The 26092-nt window shown below is 62.5% G+C and carries 22 protein-coding genes and 1 pseudogene; 10 read left to right on the top strand and 13 right to left on the bottom strand.

The features are described 5' to 3' along the window. Window positions 1-16: 16 nt before the first annotated feature. Window positions 17-2623: a leucine--tRNA ligase gene (gene leuS, locus BUE09_RS01650; protein WP_073298975.1), complete on the bottom strand. Its 2607-nt coding sequence runs from the start codon at window positions 2621-2623 to the stop codon at window positions 17-19. Between the two features lie 254 nt (window positions 2624-2877). On the opposite strand from leuS, the gene BUE09_RS01645 reads away from it, so the two are divergent. Together BUE09_RS01645 and BUE09_RS01640 are read left to right on the top strand one after the other, a co-directional pair. Continuing rightward, on the top strand, window positions 2878-3330 hold the full coding sequence (locus tag BUE09_RS01645) for a hypothetical protein (protein ID WP_172830733.1): 453 nt from the start codon (window positions 2878-2880) through the stop codon (window positions 3328-3330). A gap of 72 nt (window positions 3331-3402) precedes the next feature. Continuing rightward, window positions 3403-4176, top strand: coding sequence for a YdcF family protein (locus BUE09_RS01640; RefSeq protein WP_073298974.1), 774 nt, complete (start codon window positions 3403-3405; stop codon window positions 4174-4176). A gap of 33 nt (window positions 4177-4209) precedes the next feature. Here BUE09_RS01640 and lnt read toward each other — a convergent pair whose 3' ends face one another. The 10 genes from lnt to BUE09_RS01590 all read right to left on the bottom strand — a co-directional run bounded on the left by lnt (window position 4210) and on the right by BUE09_RS01590 (window position 13857). Beyond that, window positions 4210-5721, bottom strand: a complete 1512-nt coding sequence (gene lnt, locus BUE09_RS01635; protein WP_073298973.1) for an apolipoprotein N-acyltransferase — start codon at window positions 5719-5721, stop codon at window positions 4210-4212. A 97-nt stretch (window positions 5722-5818) separates the two neighbouring features. Continuing rightward, entirely contained in the window at window positions 5819-6667 is an 849-nt protein-coding gene (locus tag BUE09_RS01630; protein ID WP_073298972.1) for an HlyC/CorC family transporter, read from the bottom strand. Between the two features lie 37 nt (window positions 6668-6704). Beyond that, the gene (gene ybeY / locus BUE09_RS01625; RefSeq protein WP_073298971.1) at window positions 6705-7157 is read right to left on the bottom strand and encodes an rRNA maturation RNase YbeY; all 453 of its coding nucleotides are present in this window, start codon (window positions 7155-7157) and stop codon (window positions 6705-6707) included. Beyond that, window positions 7154-8149, bottom strand: coding sequence for a PhoH family protein (locus BUE09_RS01620; RefSeq protein ID WP_073298970.1), 996 nt, complete (start codon window positions 8147-8149; stop codon window positions 7154-7156). The genes ybeY and BUE09_RS01620 overlap by 4 nt, the downstream gene beginning before the upstream one ends. 133 nt (window positions 8150-8282) lie before the next feature. Next, window positions 8283-9629, bottom strand: a complete 1347-nt coding sequence (miaB, locus tag BUE09_RS01615; protein WP_073298969.1) for a tRNA (N6-isopentenyl adenosine(37)-C2)-methylthiotransferase MiaB — start codon at window positions 9627-9629, stop codon at window positions 8283-8285. A 156-nt stretch (window positions 9630-9785) separates the two neighbouring features. Next, entirely contained in the window at window positions 9786-10310 is a 525-nt protein-coding gene (locus tag BUE09_RS01610; RefSeq protein ID WP_073298968.1) for a tetratricopeptide repeat protein, read from the bottom strand. 122 nt (window positions 10311-10432) lie between these two features. After that, window positions 10433-11071: a hypothetical protein gene (locus BUE09_RS01605; RefSeq protein ID WP_073298967.1), complete on the bottom strand. Its 639-nt coding sequence runs from the start codon at window positions 11069-11071 to the stop codon at window positions 10433-10435. Further along, on the bottom strand, window positions 11068-12351 hold the full coding sequence (gene hemL, locus BUE09_RS01600) for a glutamate-1-semialdehyde 2,1-aminomutase (RefSeq protein WP_073298966.1): 1284 nt from the start codon (window positions 12349-12351) through the stop codon (window positions 11068-11070). The genes BUE09_RS01605 and hemL overlap by 4 nt, the downstream gene beginning before the upstream one ends. 57 nt (window positions 12352-12408) lie before the next feature. After that, on the bottom strand, window positions 12409-13050 hold the full coding sequence (thiE, locus tag BUE09_RS01595) for a thiamine phosphate synthase (RefSeq protein ID WP_073298965.1): 642 nt from the start codon (window positions 13048-13050) through the stop codon (window positions 12409-12411). Between the two features lie 12 nt (window positions 13051-13062). Continuing rightward, the gene (locus BUE09_RS01590; RefSeq protein ID WP_073298964.1) at window positions 13063-13857 is read right to left on the bottom strand and encodes a hydroxymethylpyrimidine/phosphomethylpyrimidine kinase; all 795 of its coding nucleotides are present in this window, start codon (window positions 13855-13857) and stop codon (window positions 13063-13065) included. A 263-nt stretch (window positions 13858-14120) separates the two neighbouring features. On the opposite strand from BUE09_RS01590, the gene BUE09_RS01585 reads away from it, so the two are divergent. Both BUE09_RS01585 and BUE09_RS01580 read left to right on the top strand, forming a co-directional pair. After that, entirely contained in the window at window positions 14121-16061 is a 1941-nt protein-coding gene (locus BUE09_RS01585) for a sensor histidine kinase (RefSeq protein WP_279626068.1), read from the top strand. A 240-nt stretch (window positions 16062-16301) separates the two neighbouring features. Beyond that, entirely contained in the window at window positions 16302-17951 is a 1650-nt protein-coding gene (locus BUE09_RS01580) for an acyl-CoA dehydrogenase family protein (RefSeq protein ID WP_073298962.1), read from the top strand. A gap of 3 nt (window positions 17952-17954) precedes the next feature. On the opposite strand, the gene BUE09_RS01575 is transcribed toward BUE09_RS01580, so the two are convergent. Next, the gene (locus BUE09_RS01575) at window positions 17955-18935 is read right to left on the bottom strand and encodes a threonine dehydratase (protein WP_073298961.1); all 981 of its coding nucleotides are present in this window, start codon (window positions 18933-18935) and stop codon (window positions 17955-17957) included. A gap of 81 nt (window positions 18936-19016) precedes the next feature. On the opposite strand from BUE09_RS01575, the pseudogene BUE09_RS01570 reads away from it, so the two are divergent. The 3 genes and pseudogenes from BUE09_RS01570 (at window position 19017) to BUE09_RS01560 (ending at window position 22217) form a co-directional block, all read left to right on the top strand. Further along, window positions 19017-20411: pseudogene (locus BUE09_RS01570) on the top strand (aminotransferase-like domain-containing protein). Between the two features lie 15 nt (window positions 20412-20426). Continuing rightward, a complete protein-coding gene (gene amn / locus BUE09_RS01565) occupies window positions 20427-21899 on the top strand; it encodes an AMP nucleosidase (protein WP_073298960.1) in 1473 nt (490 codons plus the stop codon). A gap of 75 nt (window positions 21900-21974) precedes the next feature. Further along, complete coding sequence (locus BUE09_RS01560; protein WP_073298959.1) at window positions 21975-22217, top strand: DUF2789 domain-containing protein; 243 nt, start codon at window positions 21975-21977, stop codon at window positions 22215-22217. A 44-nt stretch (window positions 22218-22261) separates the two neighbouring features. Here BUE09_RS01560 and BUE09_RS01555 read toward each other — a convergent pair whose 3' ends face one another. Next, window positions 22262-22744 carry a GNAT family N-acetyltransferase gene (locus BUE09_RS01555; RefSeq protein WP_073299464.1) on the bottom strand — a complete coding sequence of 161 codons (483 nt, stop codon included), beginning with the start codon at window positions 22742-22744 and terminating at the stop codon, window positions 22262-22264. Window positions 22745-23035: 291 nt separating this feature from the next. Between BUE09_RS01555 and BUE09_RS01550 the strand changes: the two genes are divergently transcribed. From BUE09_RS01550 to BUE09_RS01540, 3 genes are all read left to right on the top strand, one after another. Beyond that, window positions 23036-23908, top strand: a complete 873-nt coding sequence (locus tag BUE09_RS01550) for a DMT family transporter (RefSeq protein WP_073298958.1) — start codon at window positions 23036-23038, stop codon at window positions 23906-23908. Between the two features lie 94 nt (window positions 23909-24002). Then, entirely contained in the window at window positions 24003-24866 is an 864-nt protein-coding gene (locus BUE09_RS01545) for an isocitrate lyase/PEP mutase family protein (RefSeq protein WP_073298957.1), read from the top strand. Window positions 24867-24925: 59 nt separating this feature from the next. Then, a complete protein-coding gene (locus tag BUE09_RS01540; protein WP_073298956.1) occupies window positions 24926-26083 on the top strand; it encodes an MFS transporter in 1158 nt (385 codons plus the stop codon). The last annotated feature ends 9 nt before the right edge of the window (window positions 26084-26092 follow it).

The following is a 26092-nucleotide window of genomic DNA, read 5'->3' as shown; positions in this document are numbered from 1 at the left end:
ACAGCGCCAAGGCAAATCAGTTAGCGACGATATTGACCAGCTTGCCCGGCACCACGATGACCTTGCGAATCGTCAGGCCTTCGGTAAAGCGCAGCACATTTTCGTTGGCGCGAGCGGTGGCTTCGACCTCTTCACGTGTGGCGCTCGCGGGCACTTCGATTTGCCCGCGCAGCTTGCCGTTGACCTGTACAACCAGTGTCAGGCTGTCCTGAACCAGCGCAGATTCGTCGACCGTCGGCCACTGCGCATCGATGATCGAGCCGCTGTGGCCCAGCTGCTGCCAGAGTTCATGGCAGATGTGCGGCGTGATCGGCGCTAGCAGCAGGGCGACGGTTTCCAGGCCTTCCTGTAGCAATGCGCGGTCCTGCTCGGTGGCAGTGGCGGCTTTTTCCAGCACGTTCATCAACGTCATCACCTGGGCGATGGCAGTGTTGAACTTGTGGTGCTGACCGACATCCTGGCTGGCCTGCTTGATGGCCAGGTGAATGGCGCGGCGTACGGCTTTGCGCTCATCGCTCAAGCTGGCAATGTCCAGCTGAGCGAGATTGCCAGCGCTGACATGAGCGTGCGCCAGGCGCCAGACGCGGCGCAGGAAGCGGTTGGCGCCTTCGATGCCGGAGTCTGACCACTCGCAGCTCATATCGGGTGGCGAGGCGAACATCATGAACAGGCGGCAGGTGTCGGCGCCATAGCTGTCGATCATGGCTTGCGGATCGACGCCATTGTTCTTCGACTTGGACATCTTCTCGGTGCCGCCAATTTCAACCGGCAGGCCGTCGCTAGCGAGCTTGGCGCCGATGACTTTGGCTTTGGTATCGCGCTCGACGATGACGTCGGCCGGGTTGAACCAGTCCTTGCCGCCATTTTCCAGGGTGCGGTAGTAGGTCTCGGCGATAACCATGCCTTGGGTCAGCAGATTCTTGAACGGCTCGTTGGAACTGACCAGGCCTTCGTCGCGCATCAGCTTGTGGAAGAAGCGCGCATAGAGCAGATGCAGGATCGCGTGCTCGATGCCGCCGATGTACTGATCCACCGGCAACCAGTGATTGGCCGCCGCTGGATCGACCATGCCCTGGTCATAATGCGGCGAGGCGTAGCGAGCGAAGTACCAGGACGACTCGACAAAGGTGTCCATGGTGTCGGTTTCACGCTTCGCTGCGGCACCGCATTTGGGGCAGCTGCAGTCATAGAATTCCGGCATACGGGCCAGCGGCGAGCCGGCGCCGTCCGGGACGACGTCTTCGGGTAGGACCACCGGCAACTGGTCCTCTGGCACCGGTACGTCGCCGCAGCTTTCGCAGTGAATGATCGGAATCGGGCAACCCCAGTAGCGCTGCCGGCTGATGCCCCAGTCGCGCAGGCGGAACTGGGTGCGCGCCTGGCCGAGGCCTTTGCGCTGCAGCGCGGCTTCCATGGCATCAAAGGCGCCGTCGAAGTCCAGTCCGCTGAATTCGCCGGAATTGATCAGCTCGCCGTGTTCGCCGTAGGCGTCGTTCCAAGGCGCAGGCGTCTCGTCGCCGGCGCTGGTGCGCACGACTGGCTTGATTGGCAGGCCGTATTTGGTGGCAAAGGCAAAGTCGCGTTCGTCATGAGCCGGCACGGCCATCACGGCGCCTTCGCCGTAATTCATCAGTACGTAGTTGGCGACCCATACCGGCAGCAGCTCGCCAGTGAGCGGGTGCTGTACCTTCAGCGCGGTAGCGAGGCCTTTCTTTTCCTGGGTGGCGATGTCGGCTTCGGCCACACCGCCACGCTTGCATTCGTCAATAAAGGTCTGAAGCTCAGGATTGTTCTGAGCGGCAAGCGTGGCCAGGGGATGTTCGGCCGCCACGGCGACATAAGTCGCGCCCATCAGCGTATCGGGGCGGGTGGTAAACACCTTCATCACGCCTTCGCTGCCGATGCTGGCAGTGTCGTAAGGGAAGCTGATCTCCATGCCGCGCGACTTGCCGATCCAGTTGCGCTGCATGGTCTTGACCTGTTCGGGCCAGCCATCCAGCTCGTCCAGACTCTCCAGCAGCTCATCCGCGTAGGCGGTGATCTTGAAGTAGTACATCGGGATCTCGCGCTTCTCGATCAGCGCGCCGGAACGCCAGCCGCGGCCATCGATGACCTGCTCGTTGGCCAGGACTGTCTGGTCGACCGGGTCCCAGTTGACGGTGCCGTTCTTGCGATAAATCACACCTTTTTGATACAGGCGAGTAAACAGCCACTGTTCCCAGCGGTAGTAATCCGGCTTGCAGGTGGTGACTTCGCGTGTCCAGTCGACTGCCAGGCCCAGGCTCTTGAGCTGGGTGCGCATGTAGTCGATGTTCTCGTAAGTCCACTTGGCCGGCGCGACCTTGTTTTTCATCGCCGCGTTTTCCGCCGGCATGCCGAACGCGTCCCAGCCCATGGGCTGTAGAACGTTCTTGCCCTGCATGCGCTGGTAGCGGGCAATCACATCGCCAATGGTGTAGTTACGCACATGCCCCATGTGCAGCTTTCCGCTGGGGTAGGGGAACATCGACAGGCAATAGAAGGTGTCCTTGCCTGGCTGTTCGCTTACTTCAAAGGATTTCTGCGCATCCCAGTGGGACTGCGCGGCGGCTTCGATTTCACGGGGCTGATACTGTTCGTGCATGGCTACTGGCGTTGGAAAGGGGGCTGGCTGTTCGCATGGCAGCTCGGGCTGTCGTATGGCCGGCTCTAGGCCTGACACAACGACGGCGCAGCGGGTTGGGTACGAACGCATGGAAGCGCCGTAGCATACATGACCCTTCGCAACCGAGGGAAACCCGATTTGCCAGCGTGGAGCGCCCCGTTTGTCACGCGCGAGGTGGATGTTCGAGTCTGAACTACGCTTGTACAGGGGGCGGGACGAACACGAGGTGAATCATGGGTAAAGAACGTCAGGCGGATGAGGGCAATCTGTATGGACGCGTGCTGCAGCGGCTGACATTGGCCCTGGAAGAAGCTGAACGAAGAACAGGTGATGAGACTGGCGCCGCGGCTGAATTGGAGGTCGGTGGGTTGACGCCTGCCGAGTTCGACCTGATCCGCGCCTACCTGCAGCAGGATTCACAATGGCTGTCCGGTTGGCACGCTGCTGCTGAAGAGCAGGCGCAGCTGGATCGTCAGGCGGCGCGACCTGCATTGCGCAGCGTACTGCGGCATCACTCTGGCAAACGCTGCAAGCAGAGCTCGCCTGCGCTGCAGCAATCGATGGTCTGCGCGCTCTGTGGCACCAGCGTGCACTGGCCAGACGGCGCCGGTGCAGTTGCGTGCTCGGCTTGCGGCTCGCAGCTGCTACGTGCCCGGCAACGGTTGCATACCTACCCAAAGCACTGACGGCGTCCGTGCTGCCGACAAGCGGACGCCTCGGCAGGTAAAGTGGCAGCGGTCGAATGATCGGAGCCGCACATGCCCATACGCTATTTCTTCAAACAGCTGCTCTTGCCACCCGGTGGGCTGTTGTTGCTATTGCTGGTCGCCTGGTGGCTGCGGCGGCGCTCGCCACGACTGGCCGCACTCTGCTTCATACTGGGGTTCGGCGGGCTGTGGCTGATGAGCCTCCCGGTAACGGTCGAATGGGCGGCGCGAATACTCGAAAGCGAGGTGGCGCTGGATCGCTCGGAATGGAGCGGTGCGAAGCAACGCGCGCAGGCTATCGTGGTGCTCGGTGCCGGACGCGAACAGGCCGACCCTGCCTGGAGTTCGGATCAACCCAGTCATATTGCTCTCGAACGGCTGCGCTATGCGTCGCGGCTGTCGAAGGCCTCTGGCCTGCCTATCCTCACCAGCGGTGGGCTGCACTACGGCGAGCCGCCGAGCGAGGCCCTTCTGGCAGCGGAGGCGCTGCAGCGTGATTTCGCTACACCGACCCAGTGGCTAGAGGAGCGTAGCCGGACCACCTGGGAGAACGCGCTGTACAGTGCCGAGATGCTCAAAGCGGCCGGCATTCAACGGATCGTTCTGGTGACCTCGGCGTCGCATATGCCGCGGTCACGGTGGTGTTTTGAGCAAGTCGGCCTCGAGGTGATCGCGGCTCCCGTGGGGTTCCTCGGGGTGCCCAACGGGCGGCCTTTCGGCGGCTGGCTGCCGGAGGCGAAAGCGGTGTGGCAGAACGGCATGCTGCTCAACGAAGCGGTCGGCATGCTGGTGTATCCGCTCTTATATGGCGATGACGCCGAGTGACGGGTGAAGGGCCACTGGCGCAGATCGGGCGAGTCAGGCCGACCGGCGGCGAATCAGGCCCCAGCCGAGCAGGAGCACGCAGACCAAAATCAGTGGCCAGGAGCGCCATTGCAGGTACGGCGTTAGCCCTTGCATTGGGGTGACCTCGCCGTAGAGCACCGCCTCCTCGAAGGCTGGAATCTGCTCGACGATACGGCCCTGCGGATCGATCAGCACGGTGACCCCGTTGTTGGTCGCACGAACCATCCAGCGTCCGGCTTCGAGCGCTCGCATCTGCGCCATCTGCAGGTGCTGCAAAGGCCCAATGGAATGCCCGAACCAGGCGTCGTTACTGACAGTGAGCAAAATATCGCTCTGCGCCGAGAGGCTGGCGGCAAACTCTGGGTAGACCACCTCGTAGCAGATAAACGGCGCAATCTGATAACCCTTCGCCTGGAGCAACACCTGGTCCGGCGCGCCTCGGGCGAAATCCGACATGGGTAGATCAAAGAAAGCGATCAGGCCACGCAGCATATCCTGCAAGGGAACGTACTCACCGAAGGGCACCAGTTTCTGTTTGAGATAGGTGCCCTGCGCGTCGCCAGCGGTGGTCAGGCCGTTGTAGTAACGCAGTTCACCCTCCGCGTTTGGCTGGCGTACGGGCACGCCGGTGATCAGTGCGGACTGCCGTTCGTTGGCGAAGCGGCTCATCATCGTCAGGTAGCCTTCGGCGTGCTCCTTCAGGATAGGCACCGCGGTTTCCGGCCAGACCATCAGATCGACCGGGCGGCTGCGGAACGTCATGTCGCGGTACAGCTGCAACTGCATCTCCAGCTTCTTCGGGTCCCACTTGATGCTTTGGGCGACGTTGCCCTGCATCGCTGCGACTGTGATCGGCTCGCCCTTGGGGGTAGTCCAGCCGTGCTGACCCATGCCCAACGCGCCGACCCATAAGGCTGCCAAGAGGGCAAGCGAACCGACCAGCGCGCGCTTATGTGCGAGCTGGCGAGGCAGCTCGACTGATAAGGCTGCAGTCAGCACGATCACGAAGGTGAGTAACCAGACCCCGCCGAGCGGCGCCAGGCCGGCCAGCGGGCCTTCAAGCTGGCTGTAGCCCGCATAGAGCCAAGGGAAGCCGGTCAGCACCCAGCCGCGTAGTGCATCCAGTGCGAGCCACAGCGCGGTAAAGACCAGGACGTTGGTGAGAGGTGAGGAAATCTGCCGAAACCAGCGAGACCAGAGCCAGCCGAGCAGGGCGAAGAACATCGCCAGACCGGCAACGAAACCCAGCGTCAACGCGCCCGCGAGGAGGGGCGGTGCGGCGCCAAAGTCATGGATGCTGACGTAGACCCAGCTGACGCCGGAAGCGAACAGGCCGAAGCCGTAGCACCAGCCACGACCGGCCGCCTGCTTGGCAGGCAGCTCGCGCAGGCCAAGGTAAATCAGGCCGATCGACAGCAGGGCCAGCGGCCAGATGTCGAATGGCGCAAGCGACAGGGTAGTCAGGGCGCCAGCGACAAGCGCCAGCAGGTTGCCCGGCCAGCCGGGGCGGGTGATCCAGCGCATGGGGATTCCTTGCAGAACCGCCGCCGGTACGGTGACCAGCGGTGGGGGATACGAAACGGGTGAGTCTACCGAAGGTTTCGGCGCGCGGGCAGGGCGCCTAGCGGCTTTCGGTCTCGGTGCGAGTCAGGCGCAGCATGTGCACGCGGCGGCTGTCAGCGTTAAGGACGCGGAAACGGAAGCCGTCGATCTCGGTCACCTCGTTGCGTTTGGGGAGGTGGCCAAAGGTACTCATGACCAACCCTGCCACGGTATCGAACTCTTCATCGGGAAACTCGCAATCGAAGAATTCGTTGAAGCTGTCGATCGGTGTCAGTGCCTTGACCAAGAAGTCGCCGCTGGGCAGCGGCCGGATATAACTGTCTTCCTCGATGTCATGCTCGTCTTCGATGTCACCGACGATCTGCTCAAGCACGTCTTCGATGGTTACCAGGCCAGCCACTCCGCCGTACTCATCTATGACGATGGCCATGTGGCTGTGGTTGGCGCGGAACTCGCGAAGCAGCACGTTGAGTCGCTTGGACTCGGGGACGAAGGTGGCCGGACGCAGCAGGTCCTTGATGTCGAACGGATGGTGTTCGTCCTGCAAGATCAACGGCAGCAGGTCCTTGGCGAGCAATACGCCAATCACCTCGTCGAGGCTGTCGCCGACGACCGGATAGCGCGAGTGCGCCGCAGAGATAATTGAGGGCAGGAACTCCTTCGGAGACTGGTCCGCCCTGATGCTCATTACTTGCGAGCGCGGCACCATGATGTCCCGCACCTGCAGGTCTGCCACTTGAATGGCGCCCTCGACGATTGCCAGGGCTTCGTTGTCCAGCAGCTTGTTCTGATGGGCGCCGCGCAGGACTTCCAGCAGCTCCTCTCGGGTTTTCGGCTCGTGGGCAAAAGCCTGGGTGATTTTCCCAAACCAGGACTTCTGCCCGTTGCTCGATCGGTCTTCGCTCATGTTTTGACTCAATGGTCCTTGCAGTTGCCCGTTCGGGCTATTCGGTGGCATAGGGGTCGGCGTGACCCAGCTCAGCCAACAGGTGACGCTCGAGGCTTTCCATTTCTTCGGCTTCGTCGTCATCGATGTGATCGTAGCCAAGCAGGTGCAGGCAGCCGTGGATGACCAAATGCGCCCAGTGTGCCTGCGGCGCCTTGCCTTGCTCGGCCGCCTCGCGCTCGACTACCGGCACGCAGATCACCAGGTCACCGAGAAGCGGGATGTCCAGCAGGTCATCAGGAACGTCCGCAGGAAACGACAGCACGTTGGTGGCGTAATCTTTTTGCCGCCAGGTGCGATTCAACTCGCGCCCCTCGGGTTCGTCGACCAGGCGGATGGTCAGCTCGGAATCCCCGGTGCGCTGGCGCAGCCCCAGTTCGCACCAGCGTCGTAGATCCGCTTGGTCAGGCACCGCGCCATTGCTGGCGCATTGCACATCGAGTTCGATCACCTGGCTTCGCCTCGATTGCCAGCCTGAGGTTGTTTCTCTTCGAAGGCCTCATAGGCTTCGACGATGCGCTGTACCAGCGGATGACGCACCACGTCCTTTGGTTTGAAATGCGTGAAGCTGATGCCGTTGACGTCCTTCAGCACTTCGATCACGTGGGCCAGGCCACTCTTGGTGCCGCGAGGCAGGTCGACCTGTGTAATGTCACCGGTGATCACCGCGGTGGAGCCGAAGCCGATCCGGGTCAGGAACATCTTCATCTGCTCGAGCGTGGTGTTCTGGCTCTCGTCGAGGATGATGAAGCTGTTGTTCAGCGTGCGTCCGCGCATGTAGGCCAGCGGTGCGATTTCAATAACCTGTTTCTCGATCAGCCGTGCGACCTGCTCGAAGCCCAGCATCTCGTACAGCGCGTCATAGAGCGGGCGTAGATAGGGGTCGATCTTCTGCGCCAGGTCGCCCGGCAGGAAACCGAGCTTCTCACCGGCCTCGACTGCCGGACGTACCAGCAGGATGCGGCGAATCTGCTCGCGCTCCAGTGCATCGACCGCGCAGGCCACCGCCAGATAGGTCTTGCCCGTACCGGCTGGGCCGATGCCGAAGTTGATGTCGTTGTCGAGGATTGACTGTACGTAGCGCTGCTGATTGACACCGCGCGGGCGGATATTGCCTTTGCGGGTGCGCAAGGAAATGTTCGGGGTCGTGGACGAGTTGCCCAACTCCTCCATTGCGGATTCCTGCAGGAACAGATGAACCGTGTCCGGCGACAGTTCGATGCTTTTGGTTTCGCGGTACAGGCGTCGCAGGAGGTGCTCTGCCGCCTGGGCCACATCGGCTGGGCCGACCAACTCGAACTGGTTGCCGCGGTTGCGGATTTCCAGGTCCAGGCGTTGCTCGATGAGGCGCAGATGCTCGTCGAACTGGCCGCAGAGATTGGCAAAGCGATTGGCTTCAAAGGGTTCGAGGGTGAAACGATGAGGTTCTATGGGGGCGTTCAAGGGCTTTTAAGTGACCTGCTTTGCAAATAAGTTGGGTGAGAATAGCGCCGCGCGAGAAAAAAAGCAGCGCGCTGGTCGTGACGACCCGTGGCGAAAACGCAGCTGAAGCGATCCGCTATCAGCTGCGGTGATGCTATGCCGACCGATCCACTGGCTCTAGCAGCGTGCCACGCAACGAGTGCGGCAGCGCATCATCAATGAACACCTCGACAAACTGGCCAATCAACCGTGGATTGTCGCAACGGAAATTGACGATCCGATTGTGCTCGGTACGGCCCTGTAGCATGCCTGGGTCTTTCTTGGAGTAGTCGGTGACGAGAATGCGCTGCTGCGTGCCTGCCATCCGTCGGCTGTTCTCGAAGCCTTGCTGGTTAATCCGCTGTTGCAGGATCGCCAAGCGCTGCTTCTTCACCTCTTCCGGCGTTTCGTCGACCAGATCCGCCGCCGGCGTGCCCGGCCGCGAGCTGTAGACGAAGGAGTAGGAGAAGTCGAAGCCAACGTCCTCGATCAGCTTCATGGTCTGCTCGAAGTCCTTTTCGGTTTCGCCGGGGAAACCGACGATGAAGTCCGAGCTGATTAAAATATCTGGTACCGCTGCCTTCAGCTTGCGAATCCGAGACTTGTATTCCAACGCAGTATGGTTGCGCTTCATACCCGCGAGCACGCGGTCGGAGCCCGACTGCACCGGCAGGTGCAGGTATTTCACGAGCTCTGGCACTTCGGCGTGTGCCTGAATCAACGCATCGGAGAATTCCAGCGGATGGCTGGTGGTGTAGCGGATACGGTCGATGCCATCGACAGCTGCGACCACGCGAATCAGTTCGGCCAGATCGGCGGTGCGGCCGTCATGGGTGGCGCCGCGGTAGCCGTTAACGTTCTGCCCGAGCAGGGTGACTTCCCGGACGCCGTTTTCAGCCAGATGGATGACTTCGGCGAGCACGTCGTCGAACGGCCGGCTGACTTCCTCGCCGCGGGTGTATGGCACGACGCAGAACGTGCAGTACTTGCTGCAGCCTTCCATCACGGATACGTAAGCGGTCGGCCCGTCGACTCGCGGCTCGGGCAGGCGGTCGAATTTCTCGATCTCCGGGAAGGAGATATCCACCTGCGGTTGTTTCGTTGTGCGTGCGGCGTCGATCATTTCCGGCAGACGGTGCAGCGTCTGCGGTCCGAATACCACGTCAACATAGGGCGCGCGGTCGCGAATCGCTGCGCCTTCCTGGCTCGCCACACAACCACCGACACCGATGACCAGTTGCGGATTGTCGAGCTTAAGTTCACGCCAGCGCCCCAGCTGGGAGAACACCTTCTCCTGCGCCTTTTCGCGAATCGAGCAGGTGTTGAGCAGGATCACGTCGGCTTCCGCCGGGTTTGCGGTGATCTCCAAGGGCTGCTGCTCACCCAGCAGGTCTACCATGCGCGAGCTGTCGTACTCGTTCATCTGGCAGCCGTGGGTTTCGATATAAAGCTTGCGGGTCATGTCTCGGGCCGGCGTTGTGCAAAAAATGACCGGCGATTATACGGCGAGGGCGTGAGCGATAAAAGCGGAAGCACTGCGGCCAGCCACAAGCTCAAGCGAAATCAGAAAAATCAATGGTGTGAGGCGGTAGTTGTCGCGCTGGAATTGCTCACCGTGCTACTCGCCTGCCGTCTGCAGCTCCATCAGATAATCGCGAAATATCTGCCCGAGGACTTGGGTGGCGATTTCGTGTTCTTCACGACCCATCTGCGCCGAAACGCGATCGGCCGTGTCCAGCGCTTCTTCTTCGCCATTGACCGCCGACATCTTCAACACCACGTAAGCCTGCACGTTGTTGGCGGGCACCCCTTCGCCGCGAAAGAACATTACGCCGAGTCGGTGCTGGGCCAGCGCGTGCCCCTTCAGCGACGCCTGCTCGAACCAGTGAAGCGCCTTGGCTAGATCACGTGGCGCGCGCCGACCGTTGTAGTAATAGTCACCGAGCTCATAGGCCGCCTGCAGGTCACCCTGGCTGGCGGCGTGCTCGCAAGCGCGCAGCGCTTCGTTCATCGCTTCCGGGACGGTGTTCAGCGCGCAGCGGGACGTGGCAGGAATCAGCAGCGAGTTGCCGCCCGCCATGCCCAGCAGGGGTGTGAGTAGCAGCAGGCAGCCAAGCGTTAGGCTGCGGCCGGTGCAAGTCATGAATCAAGGCGCCTCGAAGATCAGGGCGGTGACTGAAAAGTCCGGCGTGAAACGAGCCGACTGTCACATTATGGATAAGCAGTGCCCTGCTTACAAAGGCTTTAACGGCAGACATCCGGCATTTATGTGGGGGAAGGGCTTTCTTCGCGCAAATTACCGGGCAGATGAAGCAATAGCCAGGCGATGATCGGAATGGCCAGTGCCAGCCACAGCTGCTGATAGGTCTGCAGCGGGTTGGCGCTGAGCATCAGCCCACCCCAGGGCAGCGGAGCCATGAGCAAGACGCCGCCGGCCAACCCCGCGGCGGCTTGCAGGCGAGCTGGCCACTGCAGCATGCCCGCATAGGCGACCAGCAGGGCACTCAGCAACCCCAGCGAAAGCGCATATGGCGCGCTCCAGCCCAACTGCCTGGCCAGTTCGAAAAACGCACATAACCCTATCACCACGCGGCCCCAGGTGGGGCGGCTCCAGATCCATCTGCGCGATAGAGTTAGCGCGACCACACCGACGAGCGGCAAGCCGAGCAGCAAGGTTGCCTGCAGCAGCCAGCGTTCTGCCCCGAGCGTATCGGCACCCAGCGCCAGGCGTGCTGCGGCGCATGCACCTGTCCCGGCCGCCAGGCTGAATGCAAGCAGTGCCGAGAACAGAGCCGGTTGATCCGGCTCACCGTAGCCGCGTCGGGCGCTGCCGATCCAGATGGCGCTCGCCAACCCCGTTAGGGTCAGCAGCACGGCTTGTAGCAGGTCAGGGATCAGGTTCATTTCAGCTGGGCGAAGGCCCGCTCGGCCGCATCGAAGGTGATCTGCAGTTCCTTGTCGCCATGAGCGATGGAGGTGAAGCCGGCCTCGAACGCGCTGGGCGCCAGATACACGCCGCCATCGAGCATCAGATGGAAGAAGCGTTTGAAACGCTCGGCGTCGCTGGCCATCACGTCATCGAAGGTGACGATATCGTCCGCTTCGCTGAAATACAGGCCGAACATGCCGCCAACCTGCGTAGTGACAAAAGCAATGCCGGCTGCTTCAGCCCGCTCTGTCAGACCCTGCAACATCCGCGTGGTGTAAGCGGTGAGCTCATCATGAAAGCCTGGGCGGTTGATCAGCTTCAGCGTGGTCAGGCCGGCCGCCATTGCCAGCGGATTACCCGACAAGGTGCCGGCCTGATAGACCGGGCCCAGCGGTGCGATGCGTTCCATGATGGCGCGCTTGCCGCCGAAGCAGCCGACCGGCATGCCGCCGCCAATGATCTTGCCGAAGGTGGTCAGGTCCGGGGTGACGCCGTAGTGGGCCTGAGCGCCGCCGAGGGCGACACGGAAGCCGGTCATTACTTCATCGAAGATCAGCACTACGCCGTGCTTGTCGCATTGCTCGCGCAAGCCTTGCAGATAACCGGGCGCCGGGGGTACGCAGTTCATGTTGCCCGCAACCGGCTCGACGATGATGCAAGCCACTTCGCTGCCCACTTCGGCGAGCATCTGCTCGACAGCGGCCAGGTCGTTGAAGGGCAGCGTCAGGGTGTGTTTGGCGAATGCTGCCGGTACGCCCGCAGAACTGGGAACGCCTTGGGTCAGGGCACCTGAGCCTGCCTTGACCAGCAGGCTGTCGGAGTGGCCGTGGTAGCAGCCTTCGAACTTGATGATGCTGTCGCGTCCGGTGTAGCCGCGGGCTAGACGGATCGCACTCATGGTCGCCTCGGTGCCGGAGCTGACCATTCGCATCATTTCCATGGACGGTACCAGGCTGCAGACAAGCTCGGCCATTTCGGTTTCCATGGCGGTCGGTGCGCCGTAGGACAATCCGTGTTGCAACTGATTGCGGACCGCGTCGAGTACCTCAGGATGGCCGTGGCCGAGGATCATCGGGCCCCAGGAGCCGACGTAATCGACGTAGCGCTTGTCATCTTCGTCGGTGACATAGGCGCCTTCGGCATGCTTGAAGAACAACGGTGTACCGCCAACGCTGCGGAAGGCGCGTACCGGCGAGTTCACGCCGCCTGGAATTCGATTCTGGGCATTGGCAAAGAGGGTTTCGGAACGGGACATACAGGCCTCTCGATACTGGAGAATTTGCGGGGCACGGCGATATGAGCCGCGCTGTGTTCAATCAATGGCGAAGAGTTGGCTGAAAGCCTGCGCGCGGCGTTCGACTTCACTGGCTGACTCGGCAGCGAACAAGGCGTGGACGACGGCGATCAGACTGGCGCCCTTGGCGATCAGGCCTGGCGCATTGTCCAGCGTCACGCCGCCAATCGCGGTGATCGGCACGCTGAACCGCTGCCGCGCCTCTGCCAGCAGTTCGGGCGTAGCCGAGGGCGCGCCGGGCTTGGTGTTGGAGTCGAAGAACCGGCCGAACGCGATATAGCTGGCGCCCTCACTGATCGCCTGTTCAGCCAGATCCAGCCGAGCATGACAGGTTGCGCCAATGATGGCCTTGCGGCCGAGCAGCGCACGAGCCACCGAGAGCGAGCCGTCTTCCTGGCCAAGATGCAGGCCGACGCCTAGACGGGCGGCAAGCTCAGCATCATCGTTGATGATCAACTGCGCGCCGTGACGACCGCAGATCTCGCGAAGAGCGTCGGCTTCGCGCAAACGGCGCGTATCGTCACTGGATTTGTCGCGGTACTGCAGCAGGCGAGCTCCGCCTTTGACAGCGGCTTCCGCGTACGGCAGCAGGCGCTCCTCGCCGAGAAGCTTGCTGTCGGTGATGGCGTACAGGCCGCGCAGCTTGGTGGTGTCCTTCATCGGATGGCCTCCTCAGGCCAGGTCCAGCGGTAGACGACGTGGAATGTATTGACCGCGGCCTGGCGCTTCGGCGTCACGTAAAGTGCGCCAGGTGTAATCGAGCGCGGACTTCACCGCGCTGGCCAGGTCCTCGCCGAGCGCCAGCCGTCCGGACAACGCACTGGCCAAGGTGCAGCCGGACCCGTGATAGCTACCGGGCAGGCGCTGACAGCTGAAATCGTAGCGGCTGCCATCGCGCGAGTAGAGACGGTTGTGGACTTCGGTCTCGTCGCCATGGCCTCCGGTAATCAGCAAATGACGGATGAAGGGCAACAGCTTTTCCGCGCATTCATCGGCACTGCCTTCCGGAAGCTCGGCAAGAATCCGGGCTTCGGGCAGGTTCGGTGTGGCAATGGTGGACACCGGGAACAGCCTTGCGCGCATGGCGTAGCCAACGTCGTCCTTGCCCAGCGCGCCACCGCCGCCCGCGCGCAGTACCGGATCACAGACCAGCGGAACGCCCGGCAGCTTCTGCATGATTTCCAATACCGTCTCGACCATCTCCACCGAGCCGAGCATGCCCAGCTTGACTGCAGCTACCGGCAGATCGGCTATGACGGCGTAGGCCTGAGCCAGCACCCATTCTCGGTCGAGCACGCGGAAGTCGGTGACGTTGACGGTGTCCTGAACGGTGAGCGCGGTAACCGCTGGCGCGGCGTGACAGCCCTGTGCGAACAGCGCTTCGATGTCGGCTTGTAGCCCAGCACCGCCACTCGGGTCGTGGCCGGAAAGGCAAAGAACGACAGGGCGGGAGCAATGGCCGGACATCGAATGGGTTCCCCGAGTCATAGTGTAGTGGGTCCGGCCGAGGCTGGGCGCAGCCGGATTTTCATGGCGTGCGAGCTTATCACCAATCCTCCCGGGCAGCTCGCGCCGGCACGGCTCGCGGTTGCCATTACATACGTCCGGTGGCACGCATGGCGTCGATTCTGTGGCGTCAGAACCATGTTAAAGTGCCAGCACTTAGCTTCGGCTGCGTGCATTCAGGAGAACGGGGGTTCCTCTGGCGCAGCTCGATGGACTGTCTATTCATGAACCCTATTATCTTTCTCCTGCTCGCCCTGCTGCCCGCGATGTCGGGTGCCGTCGAGCTCAACAGCAATACCCAGCGTCTACCACTCGGCCAGGTCATGGCGGTGCTGGAGGACCCCAGCCGCGAAGCCACCATCGCAGAGGTGGTCGCGCTCGATGCCGCGGGGCGCTTCGTCGAGAGCGATGAGGATGTGCTCAATGCCGGTTACTCACGCTCGGCGTTCTGGCTGCGTATCGATCTGAACTACCGTGCCGAGCCGCCAGCCGAACACGGCCGCTGGTGGCTGGAGCTGGCGTATCCGCCGCTCGACCGTCTCGACCTCTATCTGCCGGATGCTCGCGGTGGTTATCGCCTTGCCCAGCAGAGCGGCGACGCGCTGCCGTTCCATGAGCGCCAGATCAGGCAACGCAACCATCTGTTCGACCTGCAGCTAACGCCTAACCAGCCACAGCGAATCTACCTGCGCCTGGAAAGTCAGGGCTCGATTCAGATCCCGCTGACCCTTTGGTCGCCGGTGGCCTACGTGGAAGAACAATCCGGGCACATCTATGTGCTGGCGATCATCTACGGCGTGTTGCTGGTGATGCTGTTCTACAACCTGTTCATCTACCTCAGCGTGCGTGATCGCAGCTATCTCTATTACATCCTCTACATCGCCTCGTTCGGCCTGTATCAGGTTTCGGTCAATGGCCTGGGTGTGCAGTATCTTTGGCCGAACTGGCCGTGGTGGGCCAATGCCTCGACGCCATTCCTGATTGGCGCGGCTGGGCTGTTTGGCTGCCAGTTCGCGCGCAGCTTTCTGCATACTGCTGAGCACAGTCCCTGGATCGACCGTGCTCTGATGCTGCTGATGGGGCTGGGGGCGGTGACGATGGTTGTATCGCTGACCTCCAGCTACGCGTTGGCGCTGCGGATGGCGACCTTCCTCGCGCTCTGGTTCATTCTGGTGATTTTTGTCGCCGCTATCGTGGCCTGGTATCGAGGGATGCGCGTCGCGCGCTATTTCCTGATTGCTTGGTCGGCCTTCCTTATAGGCGGGCAGATCAATACGCTGATGGTGTTGGGTTACCTGCCGCATACATTCATCACCATGTACGCCGGCCAGATTGGCTCGGCGCTGGAGGTGGCGCTGTTGTCGCTCGCCCTGGCCGACCGGATCAACATGATGAAGGAAGAGCGTGCCCAGGTGCTCATGGATACCGGGCGTAAACTCGAAGCCATGAACCGCGAACTGGCCGAGAGCAACCGTCTCAAGGATCAGTTCCTCGCCAACGTCACTCACGAGCTGCGCACCCCCATGCACGGCGTGCTCGGCAGCCTTGAGCTGATGCGCACGCTCGAACTGAACGGCGAGCTGGAGCACTACCAGCGGATCGCAACCGGATCGGCGCGTGACATGATGCAACTGGTCAATGACATCCTCGCCTTGACCGAACTGCAGGCGGGCAAGCTGCGGGTGCGCAACGAACCGTTCAGCGTGCGGATGATCGCTGATGAGCTTTACGCCGAGCACGGAGCGCGTGCCGCAATGAGGGGCTTGAGCTTTGATCTCAGGCTCGATGGCCTACTACCGGAAATACTGGTTGGCGACGCCGGCAAGCTTAAACAGAGCCTTGGCTACCTGCTCGACAACGCCATCAAGTTCACCTTGCGCGGGGGCGTCACGCTTGCAGTGAGCGGCTACGAAGCTGCGCTCGGTTACATGCTCGATGTGGCGGTGATCGATACGGGCGTCGGCTTCGAAGCGCCTGTGGATGACTCGCTGTTTCAGTACTTCCGCCAACTTGATGGCAGCATGACCCGCCCGTACGGTGGGCTGGGAATCGGTTTGTCGCTGTGCAAACAGCTGGTTGAATTGCAGGGCGGAACGGTTTCCTGCCAATCAGTGCCGGGTCGCGGCAGTCGTTTTCAGGTGCTTCTGCCCGTCGAGCTGGGCTGAGCCGAAAGCGCAAAGCCAGGCGTCTGCGTGCAAGCTTTCAACCTGCGCTGGCGGCCGCAACGCGCCGATTTTGGCCGAAACCTCACTTTAGCGCTGCACAGCTGAGTGCTTCACTGCTCTGGCGGGGATCGCCAGACGATGTCCGCATCGGCCCGGTGATTTATTCGCATGACAGCGGTAAGTGGCGCTAACCCTGGTATGCCGTCGGGCCCCTTGCCGCATCTGCCGAGGAGACCCGATATGAGCCTGCAGCAATACGCCGAAACCCACGAGGTACTGAATCAGGTCCCGCCATTGGACGGTGCCAACCTGTACCGTCTCGACCTGCCGCTGCAGGACTGGGTGCGGCGATACCGGGGCGGCTGGGCCGAGTCGCAACTGGATGCTTACGGCGCGTTGGCCGGTGGGGCGCTGATGGAGGCCGGATTTCTGGCCAACGAGAACAAGCCCGTATTCAAGAGCCATGACCGCTACGGACACCGCCTTGACCTGGTGGAGTTTCATCCGGCTTATCACCAGCTGATGAGTGCCGCAATTGCCCATGGCATCCCGTCACTGCCCTGGACCGATCCGCAGTCCGGCGCCCAGGTGGCGCGTGCCGGTTTGATGTATTTGCACAATCAGGCTGAGGCCGGCAGCAGCTGCCCCTTGACCATGACCTACGCCAGCGTTCCCGCCCTGCGACAGCAGCCTGGAATTGCCGACGTCTGGTTGCCAAAGATCCTCAGCCGGGAATACGACCCACGCAACCTGCCGATGGAGCAGAAAAGCGGCGTCACTATCGGCATGGCCATGACCGAAAAGCAGGGCGGCACCGACGTGCGTGCCAACACCACTCGTGCACACGCCGTCGGAGCGGTCGGGCCCGGCCAGCCGTATGAGCTGATCGGGCACAAATGGTTCTGCTCGGCGCCGATGTGCGACGCCTTTCTGACCCTGGCGCAGACCGACAAAGGCCTGTCCTGCTTCTTGCTGCCGCGGCATCGGCCCGATGGCAGCCGTAACCAGTTCTATATCCAGCGGCTGAAAAACAAACTGGGCAACTGGTCGAATGCCTCGAGCGAAGTCGAATACCGCGGCGCACTGGCCTGGATGATCGGCGAAGAAGGCCGCGGCGTGCCGACCATCATCGAAATGGTTTCCTCGACCCGCTTCGATTGCATGATCGGCTCCAGCTCATTGATGCGCCAAGCGCTGACCCAGGCCATGCACCATTGCACGCATCGGCAGGTGGGCGGTCGTGCCCTGATCGAACAGCCATTGATGCAGAACGTGCTGGCCGATCTGGCATTGGAGAGTGAGGCAGCGTTGGCGCTGACCATGCGCATGGGCCGCGCGCTGGACCACCCGTTCGACGAACAAGAAGAAAAGTTCGCCCGGTTGGTGACCGCTATCGGCAAGTACTGGATCTGCAAGCGTGCCCCGGAAATGGTCGCCGAGGCCAGCGAATGCCTCGGCGGTGCCGGTTACGTCGAGGACACCATCCTGCCGCGGCTCTATCGCGAGGCGCCGGTCAATTCGATCTGGGAAGGCTCGGGTAACGTGCAGTGCCTGGACGTACTGCGCGCGCTGTCGAAGGAAACTGGTGTGCTCGAGGTGCTGTTCGCCGAGCTGGGTGACGGTCATGGCGATACGCGCTTGAAGCGTCATATCAACGGATTACAAACCGCTTTTGCCGATAAAGGCGACATCCAGTACCGCGCCCGCCAGCTGACCGAAGACGTTGCCGTCGCGCTGCAGGCCAAGCTGCTGCTCGAAGCCGGCAATGAAGCCGTTTCCGACGCCTTCATTGCCAGCCGCCTGGAGGGCTGCGGTCGGGTCTTCGGCACACTGCCACGCGGGCTCGACATCAGTGCGCTGTTGGCGCGAAGTGCGCCGTTTATCGAGTGAGGTTCAGACGCTCTGGCCAGCTGCCTGATGCGGCTCAGCCAGAATCCCTGCCAACACCTCGCAGTCGATGTTGGCACCACTGAGCACCATGCCAATCCGCTCGCCACGGTTGTGCTCGCGCTCCTGCATCGCGGCTGCCAGCGCGGCAGCGCCGGCGCCTTCGGCGAGGTTATGGGTGTCTTCGTGGTAGGCGACGATGGCTTGGCGGACCTCGGTATCGTCGACCCGCACGATGCGTGCGGCGCCGTTGCGGATGATCTCCAGCGCTTCCGGCGCCGGCATTCGGCAGGCCATGCCGTCAGCGAAGGTGTCAGCCGTTTCGGTGGTGACGATGCGCCCCTGTTCGAAGCTCTGCGCGTAGGCATCGGCCGCGCTGGACACCACGCCGATGATCTCCGTATCCAGACCCAGCAGGTCGCGGGTGCGGATCATCCCGCAAATCCCCGAGCCGAGCCCGATGGGCACATAGACCCGGCGCACATCCGGCACCGCTTCGAGCAATTCCAGCGCATAGGTGGCGACGCCTCTGATCAGGTCCGGATGCAGGGACGGGACAAAATGCCAGCCGTTGGTTTCGGCGAGTGCTGCGGCCCGCTGACGAGCGGTATCGAAGTCGCGACCGTACTCGATGACCTTGGCGCCACAGGCGCGCATGGCGGCGTTTTTCTCAGCGGAATTGCCCTCGGGCACGAGGACCTGCAGTGACAAGCCTGCCGTGCGTGCGGCCATTGCCAGGCTGATGCCGTGATTGCCGCGGGTCGCGGTGATAAGACCCAGCAGGTGCGGTTCTCGCTTGATCAGCTCATGCACATAGAGCAGGCCACCGCGCACCTTGAAGGCGCCAGCGGGGGTGTGGTTCTCATGCTTGACCCAAACCTCACAGCCAAGCCGCTCGGCCAGCAATGGCCAAGCATATTGCGGAGTTGGCGGTACGCTCCGGCGAATCAATTCGGCTGCCTGACGCAGTTGCGGTAGATCGAACATCGAAGTCTCCTGGGCGGGGTTTGACGTCGATCCTAGGTGGCGGGCATTGTATGGGTAAATCTTTATATTGCATGGCCAACAATGTGGTTACCCACACTCGAATCAAGTGATCAGCCGCGCTACCTGGCGCTGGTTGATGTCATTGCAGCCGCAATCGCAAGTGGCGAGTTGAAGCCAGGCGATCGGCTGCCTCCGCAGCGCCGATTGGCCTGGGCGCTCGGCCTAAATCCGAGTACCGCCATGCAGGCCTATCGAGAAGCGGCGCGCCGGCATCTGGTGGGCGGTGAGGCGGTACCTACGTGCTGGCCAGCAGCCGCGAGGCCAGCCTGTTCCGGCTGAAAACCCCGGAGGCGCACCCGGAACTGGTCGACCTGTCGACCAATCTTCCGATACTCGACCCAGCCGATGACGACATGCAGCGCAGCATGGCCGCACTGTGCGCGACGGGAGAACTGGCGAGTCTGCAGGGTTACCCCTCAGCGCGCAGTCTGCAGCGTGGCCAACTGGCGGTGAGCAGCTGGTTGCGTGCACGAGCGCTTGAGATCCCGCCGCAGCAGGTGATGCTCTGCGCCGGCGCGCAGCAGGGCGTGTTCGCCGCGCTGATCGGCTTATGCGAGCCGGGGGAGCCGGTGTTGGTCGAAGCGCTGACCTCGCCAGGCATCAAGGCCGCCGGGCGCCAATTGCGGCTGCCGCTGCACGGGGTGGCGATGGACGCGTTCGGCATCCTGCCGGACGATCTTGATCGTCTGGCCCGAGCTACCTCGGCGCGCGTGGCCGTGCTGACCCCCTGCATGCAGAACCCGACCGGCGTCAGCATGGATGAACAGCGCCGCGAAGCCATTGCCGCCGTGGCGCGTCGGCGCGGCTTGCTGATCATCGAGGACGACATCTACGGCGCGCTGGGCGACGAGTCTCCGCTAGCTGCGGCACTGCCCGATCGCACCTTGCTGGTCAGTAGCCTGTCGAAGACGGTGGCGCCCGGCCTGCGGCTGGGTTTCATTGCCGGGCCGGAGGAGTGGCTGTCGCGTATCGACCCGGAAAGACAGGCTACCAGTTGGGCCTTGTCGACGCTGTGCCTGCGGATCGTTTGTGAATGGCTCGAAGACGGCACTGCGGCGCGCCGGCTGGCCTGGCAGCGCGAACAGATGACCCGCCGCTGGCGGCTGGCGCAGAAACTGCTTGGTGCTACCTCGTCACCTGCCTCGCCGCATCTGTGGCTCGAGCTGGCAAAGGATAGAGATCTGTCAGTGCTGTGCCGCGAAACCGGGATCGAAGCGGCTGCGGCGGCGGCCTTCGCGGTTGGCCACGACGCGCCCAACGCCCTGCGTCTGAGTCTGACTGCGGCGCCCAGCCTCGCGGTATTGAAAGCGCGGCTGGAGGCACTGGCGCTGCGAGTTGCTGCAGCTGATCGATGACCGTAGCGATCCGGTGCTACCGCTGTCATCGAACAGCAGGCAAGATGTTTTCAACGAATGAACAAGGAAACCCACCATGAATCCAGCAGGCGAGAATTTTCGCATTGCCACCAGCGCTGAAGCGGCCGTGGACCACCTTGCCGAGCTACATCAGCAGGCCACCCGCGCCTTGAACCAGGCGCTGAAGCGTTACGTGGCGTCGCGTCAGGAGCCGGATGCGACCGAGCGAGCGATGTTCCGTTACCCCGAATTGCGCCTGACCTACGAGTGCCACGGCGAGGTGCCGGCCTCGACCCGTGCCTACGCAAAAGTGCAGGCGCCAGGTGTCTACAGTGTGACCGTGACCCATCCGGCGTCGTTTCGCAGCTATCTGCTCGACCAGCTGCAGCCGTTGATTACGGATTTCGGCGTCACGGTCGAGGTCGGCATCAGCGAGCGCAACATTCCCTATCCGTACGTGATCGAGCAGGGCGATGAGCTGGCCGGCACAGGCGTGACCGCCGCAGAGCTGGCGCGTGTGTTCCCCAGCACCGACTTGTCCGCCGCTACCGATGACATCGCCGACGGCCTCTATGACTGGGAGCATGCCGATCCCTATCCGCTGGCGCTGTTCGACGGTGCGCGGGTGGATTTCTCGCTGCGTAGGCTGGTGCATTACACCGGCAGCGACTGGCGGCATGTGCAGCCGTGGATTCTGTTGACCAACTACCACCGCTATGTTGACCAGTTCATCCGCCACGGCCTCGACATGCTGCGCGACGACACCCGTTTCGTGCGCATGGTGCTGCCGGGCAACATCATCATCGAACGCGGCATGGAGGAGGGCGAGGCTCAGTCGATCATCGGTGGTGTGCTCTGGCACCGCTACCAGATGCCGGCCTATCACTTGCAGGCCAAGGATGGCGACGGCGTCACCCTGGTCAACATTGGCGTCGGCCCATCGAACGCCAAGAACATCACCGATCACCTGGCAGTGCTGCGCCCGCACTGCTGGCTGATGATCGGCCACTGCGGCGGGCTGCGGCAGTCGCAATCCATCGGCGACTACGTGCTGGCCCACGCGTACATGCGCCGTGATGGGATTCTCGATCGGGTATTGCCGCCGCATATTCCCCTACCGGCGCTGGCTGAGGTGCAGCAGGCGCTGCAGGAAGCGGCGGCGCAAGTGACCGGTGAGCAGGGCGAAGCGCTCAAGCGGCGCCTGCGCACGGGTACGGTGCTGACCTACGATGATCGCAACTGGGAATTGCGCTGGGCGCAGGAACGGCCGTTGATCAACCTCTCCCGCGCGGTGGCGGTGGATATGGAAAGCGGCACCATCGCGGCTCAGGGCTATCGCCTGCGGGTGCCCTACGGGACGCTGCTCTGCGTGTCGGACAAGCCGTTGCACAGCGAGATCAAACTGCCGGGCTCGGCCAACGCCTTCTATGAGCGCGCCGTGACCCAGCACCTGAAGATCGGCATCGCCGCGCTCGATCGCTTGCGTACCCAGCTCAACTCGCTGCACTCACGCAAGCTGCGCAGTTTCGACGAGCCGCCGTTCCGCTGACCGGCACTGCCGGCGCTTTCGCTGGAATGAACGATACTCAAGGCGTTCATTCCAGCGTCAGCACCGGAGGTTCAAATGGAACAGTCGATCCACGCCTTTCATAACCTGTTCGAGCAATTGGGCTTGCCCAACGACGATGCCTCGATCAGGCGTTTCATCGAAACCCACTCACCTCTGGCCGAAAACGTCTACCTGGCGGATGCGTCATTCTGGACGCCAGCTCAAGCGGCTTTCCTGCGTGATGAGATCCTCGAGGATGCCGACTGGGCCGAGGTGGTGGATCGCCTTAATGTTGCGCTGCGGCATCGCTACCACTGAGGCGCTCAGCTGGCCAGCAGCCAGGCGCCGGTACTGTGCGTGGATCAGTGCAGCGCACGCACCATGTAGACGGCCGGTATCTGGTAGCTGGCGAGATTGCTCGCCTGGCGTGGCTCCAGTTCGGTATGCGCGGCATAGCCAAGACGAGACCAGAAGGCTTCGGATTCCTGCACCGACACCAGTGCCGAATAGCGCAACTGTTGGCTGTGTGCCTGTTCCAGATTCTTGCGCACCAGCGCCGGGCCTATGCCGCGACCGCTGACGCGTCGGGAAACGGCCAGGTCGTGCAGGTACAGGCAATCGGCTTCGGCGTGGGGCTGGAACTCGCCGTCCAGCGGGGTCACCTTGCCCACGCGCGAGCGGTAGGCGAAGAGATAGGCGCAAACGCCCTGATCGTCCTCGGCCACCCAGGCCAGCTGCGGGCTGGCGGCGAGACGGTTGCAGATCACCGCTTCGCTCTCGAGCACTTCAGCGGAATAGCATTCTTCCTGAATCGACATCACCGCAGGTATATCGCGGACCTGCATCGCTCGTAACTTGAACATCAGATAACACTCGAACGGGCACGGGCCGCGCTGTGGCCCGCGAAGGGCCGGCGATCATACGTGATTGCCAGGAAAAGGGTGAGCGGCCGATGACTGGCACACCCGGCTCCGCGTGCGGGTTTCGCAGGGTGCTCGGGCTGGCCAGCGCAGGACTCCAGAACCGATTAGGCCTGGGTCTGCGTCGGCTGGTCGGACGGTGGCACACGGCGACTGACGTATCCCCGATTTACAGGCATAATGCTTAGGTTGCTACCTATTGTCGCGGTCTCCCCATTGAATAACTCTCACCGGCCCCTGCTTGGCGTGTCGCTGATCCTGGCTTCTTGCCTGACGCTCGCCAGCCACGACGGGCTGTCCAAGTACCTGACGCAGCTCTACCCCGTGTTTCTGGTTATCTGGGCGCGTTATATGGCGCAGACGGCGCTGATGTTTGCCCTGTTTACGCCAAGTATGGGGCGGCGCGTGTTTCGCACCCTGCGGCCGAAACTGCAGATCTGCCGTGGCCTGAGTCTGGTCAGTGTCAGCATGCTGTTCATCAGCGGCCTGAGTTACATCCCGTTGGCCGAAGCGACGGCAGTCATTTTCCTGACCCCATTGCTGGTTACCATCGCCTCCGCCTTGCTCGGCGAGCAGGTCAGCCGTGCCCAATGGCTGGCGGTCGGCTGTGGGCTGATCGGCGTGATGATCATCGTGCGGCCGGGCGGTGCCTTGTTCACCCCGGCGATCTTGCTGCCGCTCGGTGCGGCGCTGAGCTTCACGGTCTATCAGTTGATCACCCGTCGACTCAGCGCCACGGATCATCCGGTCACCAGTAACTTCATTACCAGCCTGGTCGGCAGTGTAGTGATGAGCGTGCTGGTCGTTTTCAACTGGCAGACACCGACGCTGCATGACGCGCTGATGATGGCCGGGCTCGGCGCCATGGCCATGAGCGGTCATCTACTGCTGACCCATGCGTTCCGATTCGCCAGCGCTGCCGCGCTGGCACCGTTCACCTATTCGCAGATCATTTTTGCCGGGGTGGTGGGCCTGATTGTCTTTGGACACACGCCGGATCTCGGCGCCATCGTCGGCATGGTCATCATCATCGTCAGCGGACTGGTCATGGCGTATGTGCAAGGGCGGCGACCGCGCCCGCCACTCTGAAACACCACGACGTGCCGGTGGCCGTCCGTACCGTTACCAACACTGAACAGACAAGGGCGACTCGACCCTTGCGTGCGATTCATCAGGAAACCACATGCAACGTATCTCTCATCACACCCTGCGCAGCGAATTCCGTCAGCTGCTGGCCTCTGACCGCTGCTACCACACCGCTTCCGTGTTCGACCCGATGTCGGCGCGTATCGCCGCCGATCTGGAGTTCGAAGTCGGCATTCTCGGCGGCTCGATCGCCTCGTTACAGGTCCTGGCCGCGCCTGATTTTGCGCTTATCACCCTGAGTGAATTTGTCGAGCAGGCCGCACGCATCGGCCGTGTATCGCGGCTGCCGATCATTGCCGACGCCGACCACGGTTATGGCAATGCGCTGAACGTGATGCGCACCGTGGTGGAGCTGGAGCGCGCCGGAATCGCGGCACTGACCATCGAAGACACCCTGTTGCCGGCCAAATTCGGGCGCAAGTCCACTGACCTGATCGGCATGTTCGAGGCGGTCGGCAAGATCCGAGCGGCGCTGGAAGCACGCATCGATCCCGAGCTCGCGATCATCGCGCGGACCAACGCCGGTGTGATCGGCCTGGAAGAGGTGATCGCGCGCGTGCAGGCCTACGAGGCGGCCGGCGCCGATGCGATCTGCCTGGTCGGCATCGAGGATTTCGAGCAGCTTGAGCAGGTCGCCGAGAAGCTCAGTGTGCCGCTGATGCTGGTGACCTATGGCAACCCGAAACTGCGCGATAACACCCGGCTGGCCGCGCTTGGCGTGCGCATCGTGGTCAATGGTCACGCGGCCTATTTCGCGGCGATCAAGGCGACCTACGACTGTTTGCGCGAGCAGCGCCAGATCGATGCGTCCGACCTCAACGCCTCGCAGCTGTCGGTCAAATACTCGACCGCCGGAGAATACATGGTCTGGGCCGAGGAATACATGCAGGTCAAGGAGTGACCGGTCGCGCCCGGCGGCAGGTGCCGCCGGGCATCTGTCTATGAGCTAGCGGAGATCCGATGAGCCCACGCCTGCTGACCTTCATGGTGGCGTTCGCCGCCTTTCTGGGTCCCTTCACCCAGACGGTCTACGCGCCAATCCTGCCCGAGCTGGGCGAGGCGCTGCAGACCACGCCGCTGCTGATCAACCTCAGCATCTCGATCTTCACCTTTGTCCTGGCGTTCATGCAGATCGTCTACGGCCCGCTGGTGGATCGAAGCGGCCGCAGGCGCACCCTGTTGCTCGGTCTGGCCTGCTACATCGGCGCGTCCATCGGTTGCTTTCTCTCGACCAACATCGAGACGCTGCTGCTGTTCCGCGCCCTGCAGGCGGTAGGTATCGCAGCCGGTGCGGTGGTGGCGGTGACGGTGATCGGGGATCGGTTCGAAGGCGCCGAGCGTGGTCGGGCGATGGGCTCGTTCCAGATGATGGTGGCGCTGGGGCCGGTGGTCGGCCCGGTGGTGGGCGGCTTTATCGGTGAGCACCTGGATTTCCACTACGTGTTTCTGCTGCTCGCCGTGGTCGGTGGCGTCGCGTTGCTGAGCAATGCGATCTGGCTGCAGGAAACACGTCCGGCAGGCATTACGCCAACGGCCTTTCACCCCAGGGAGTACCTGGCCGTGGTGCGCAATCGCCAAGGGCTGGCGATCATGCTGCTGAGCTTTGTGCAGTACTACGCCTTTTATAACTATCTGGTGTTCATGCCGCGCGTGCTCGACACCACGTACGGGCTGAGTGCCAGCGAAAAGGGCTTGGTGTTTCTGCCGTTGTCGATTGCCGTGGTGGTCGGCAGTTTTGCCGGCGGGCGACTGTTGGGGCGCTGGCGTCCCCGCCCGGTGCTGGTGACCACGGCAGCGCTCAACGCCGTCACGCTGCTGCTGTTTCTCGCGGTTGCGCAGTGGTCGCTGGCGGCATTGGTGGTGGCGGTCAGCGCGTTCGGACTGTTTCTCGGCCTTTCGCTGCCCGTGCAGACCAGCCTGCTGATGGACCTCTATCCGCACAACCGCGCCACCGCCGTGGGCAGCTACAACTTCTTCCGTTTCATGGGCATGGCCACCGGGCCGGTGCTCGGCTCATGGCTCTACCAGGACGGCAACCTCGGCCTGCTGTATGGCTTTGCGGCCATAGCCTTTCTGGTCGCCGTCTGGCACGCGCGGATGCGCTTCAAGCAAGGCTGATCGGAGCAT

It is taken from the genome of Stutzerimonas xanthomarina DSM 18231 (genome assembly GCF_900129835.1).
GTDB classification, from domain to species: domain Bacteria; phylum Pseudomonadota; class Gammaproteobacteria; order Pseudomonadales; family Pseudomonadaceae; genus Stutzerimonas; species Stutzerimonas xanthomarina.
The sequence above is the reverse complement of the archived record's forward strand: the minus strand, read 5'-3'. Positions and strand labels throughout refer to the sequence as shown.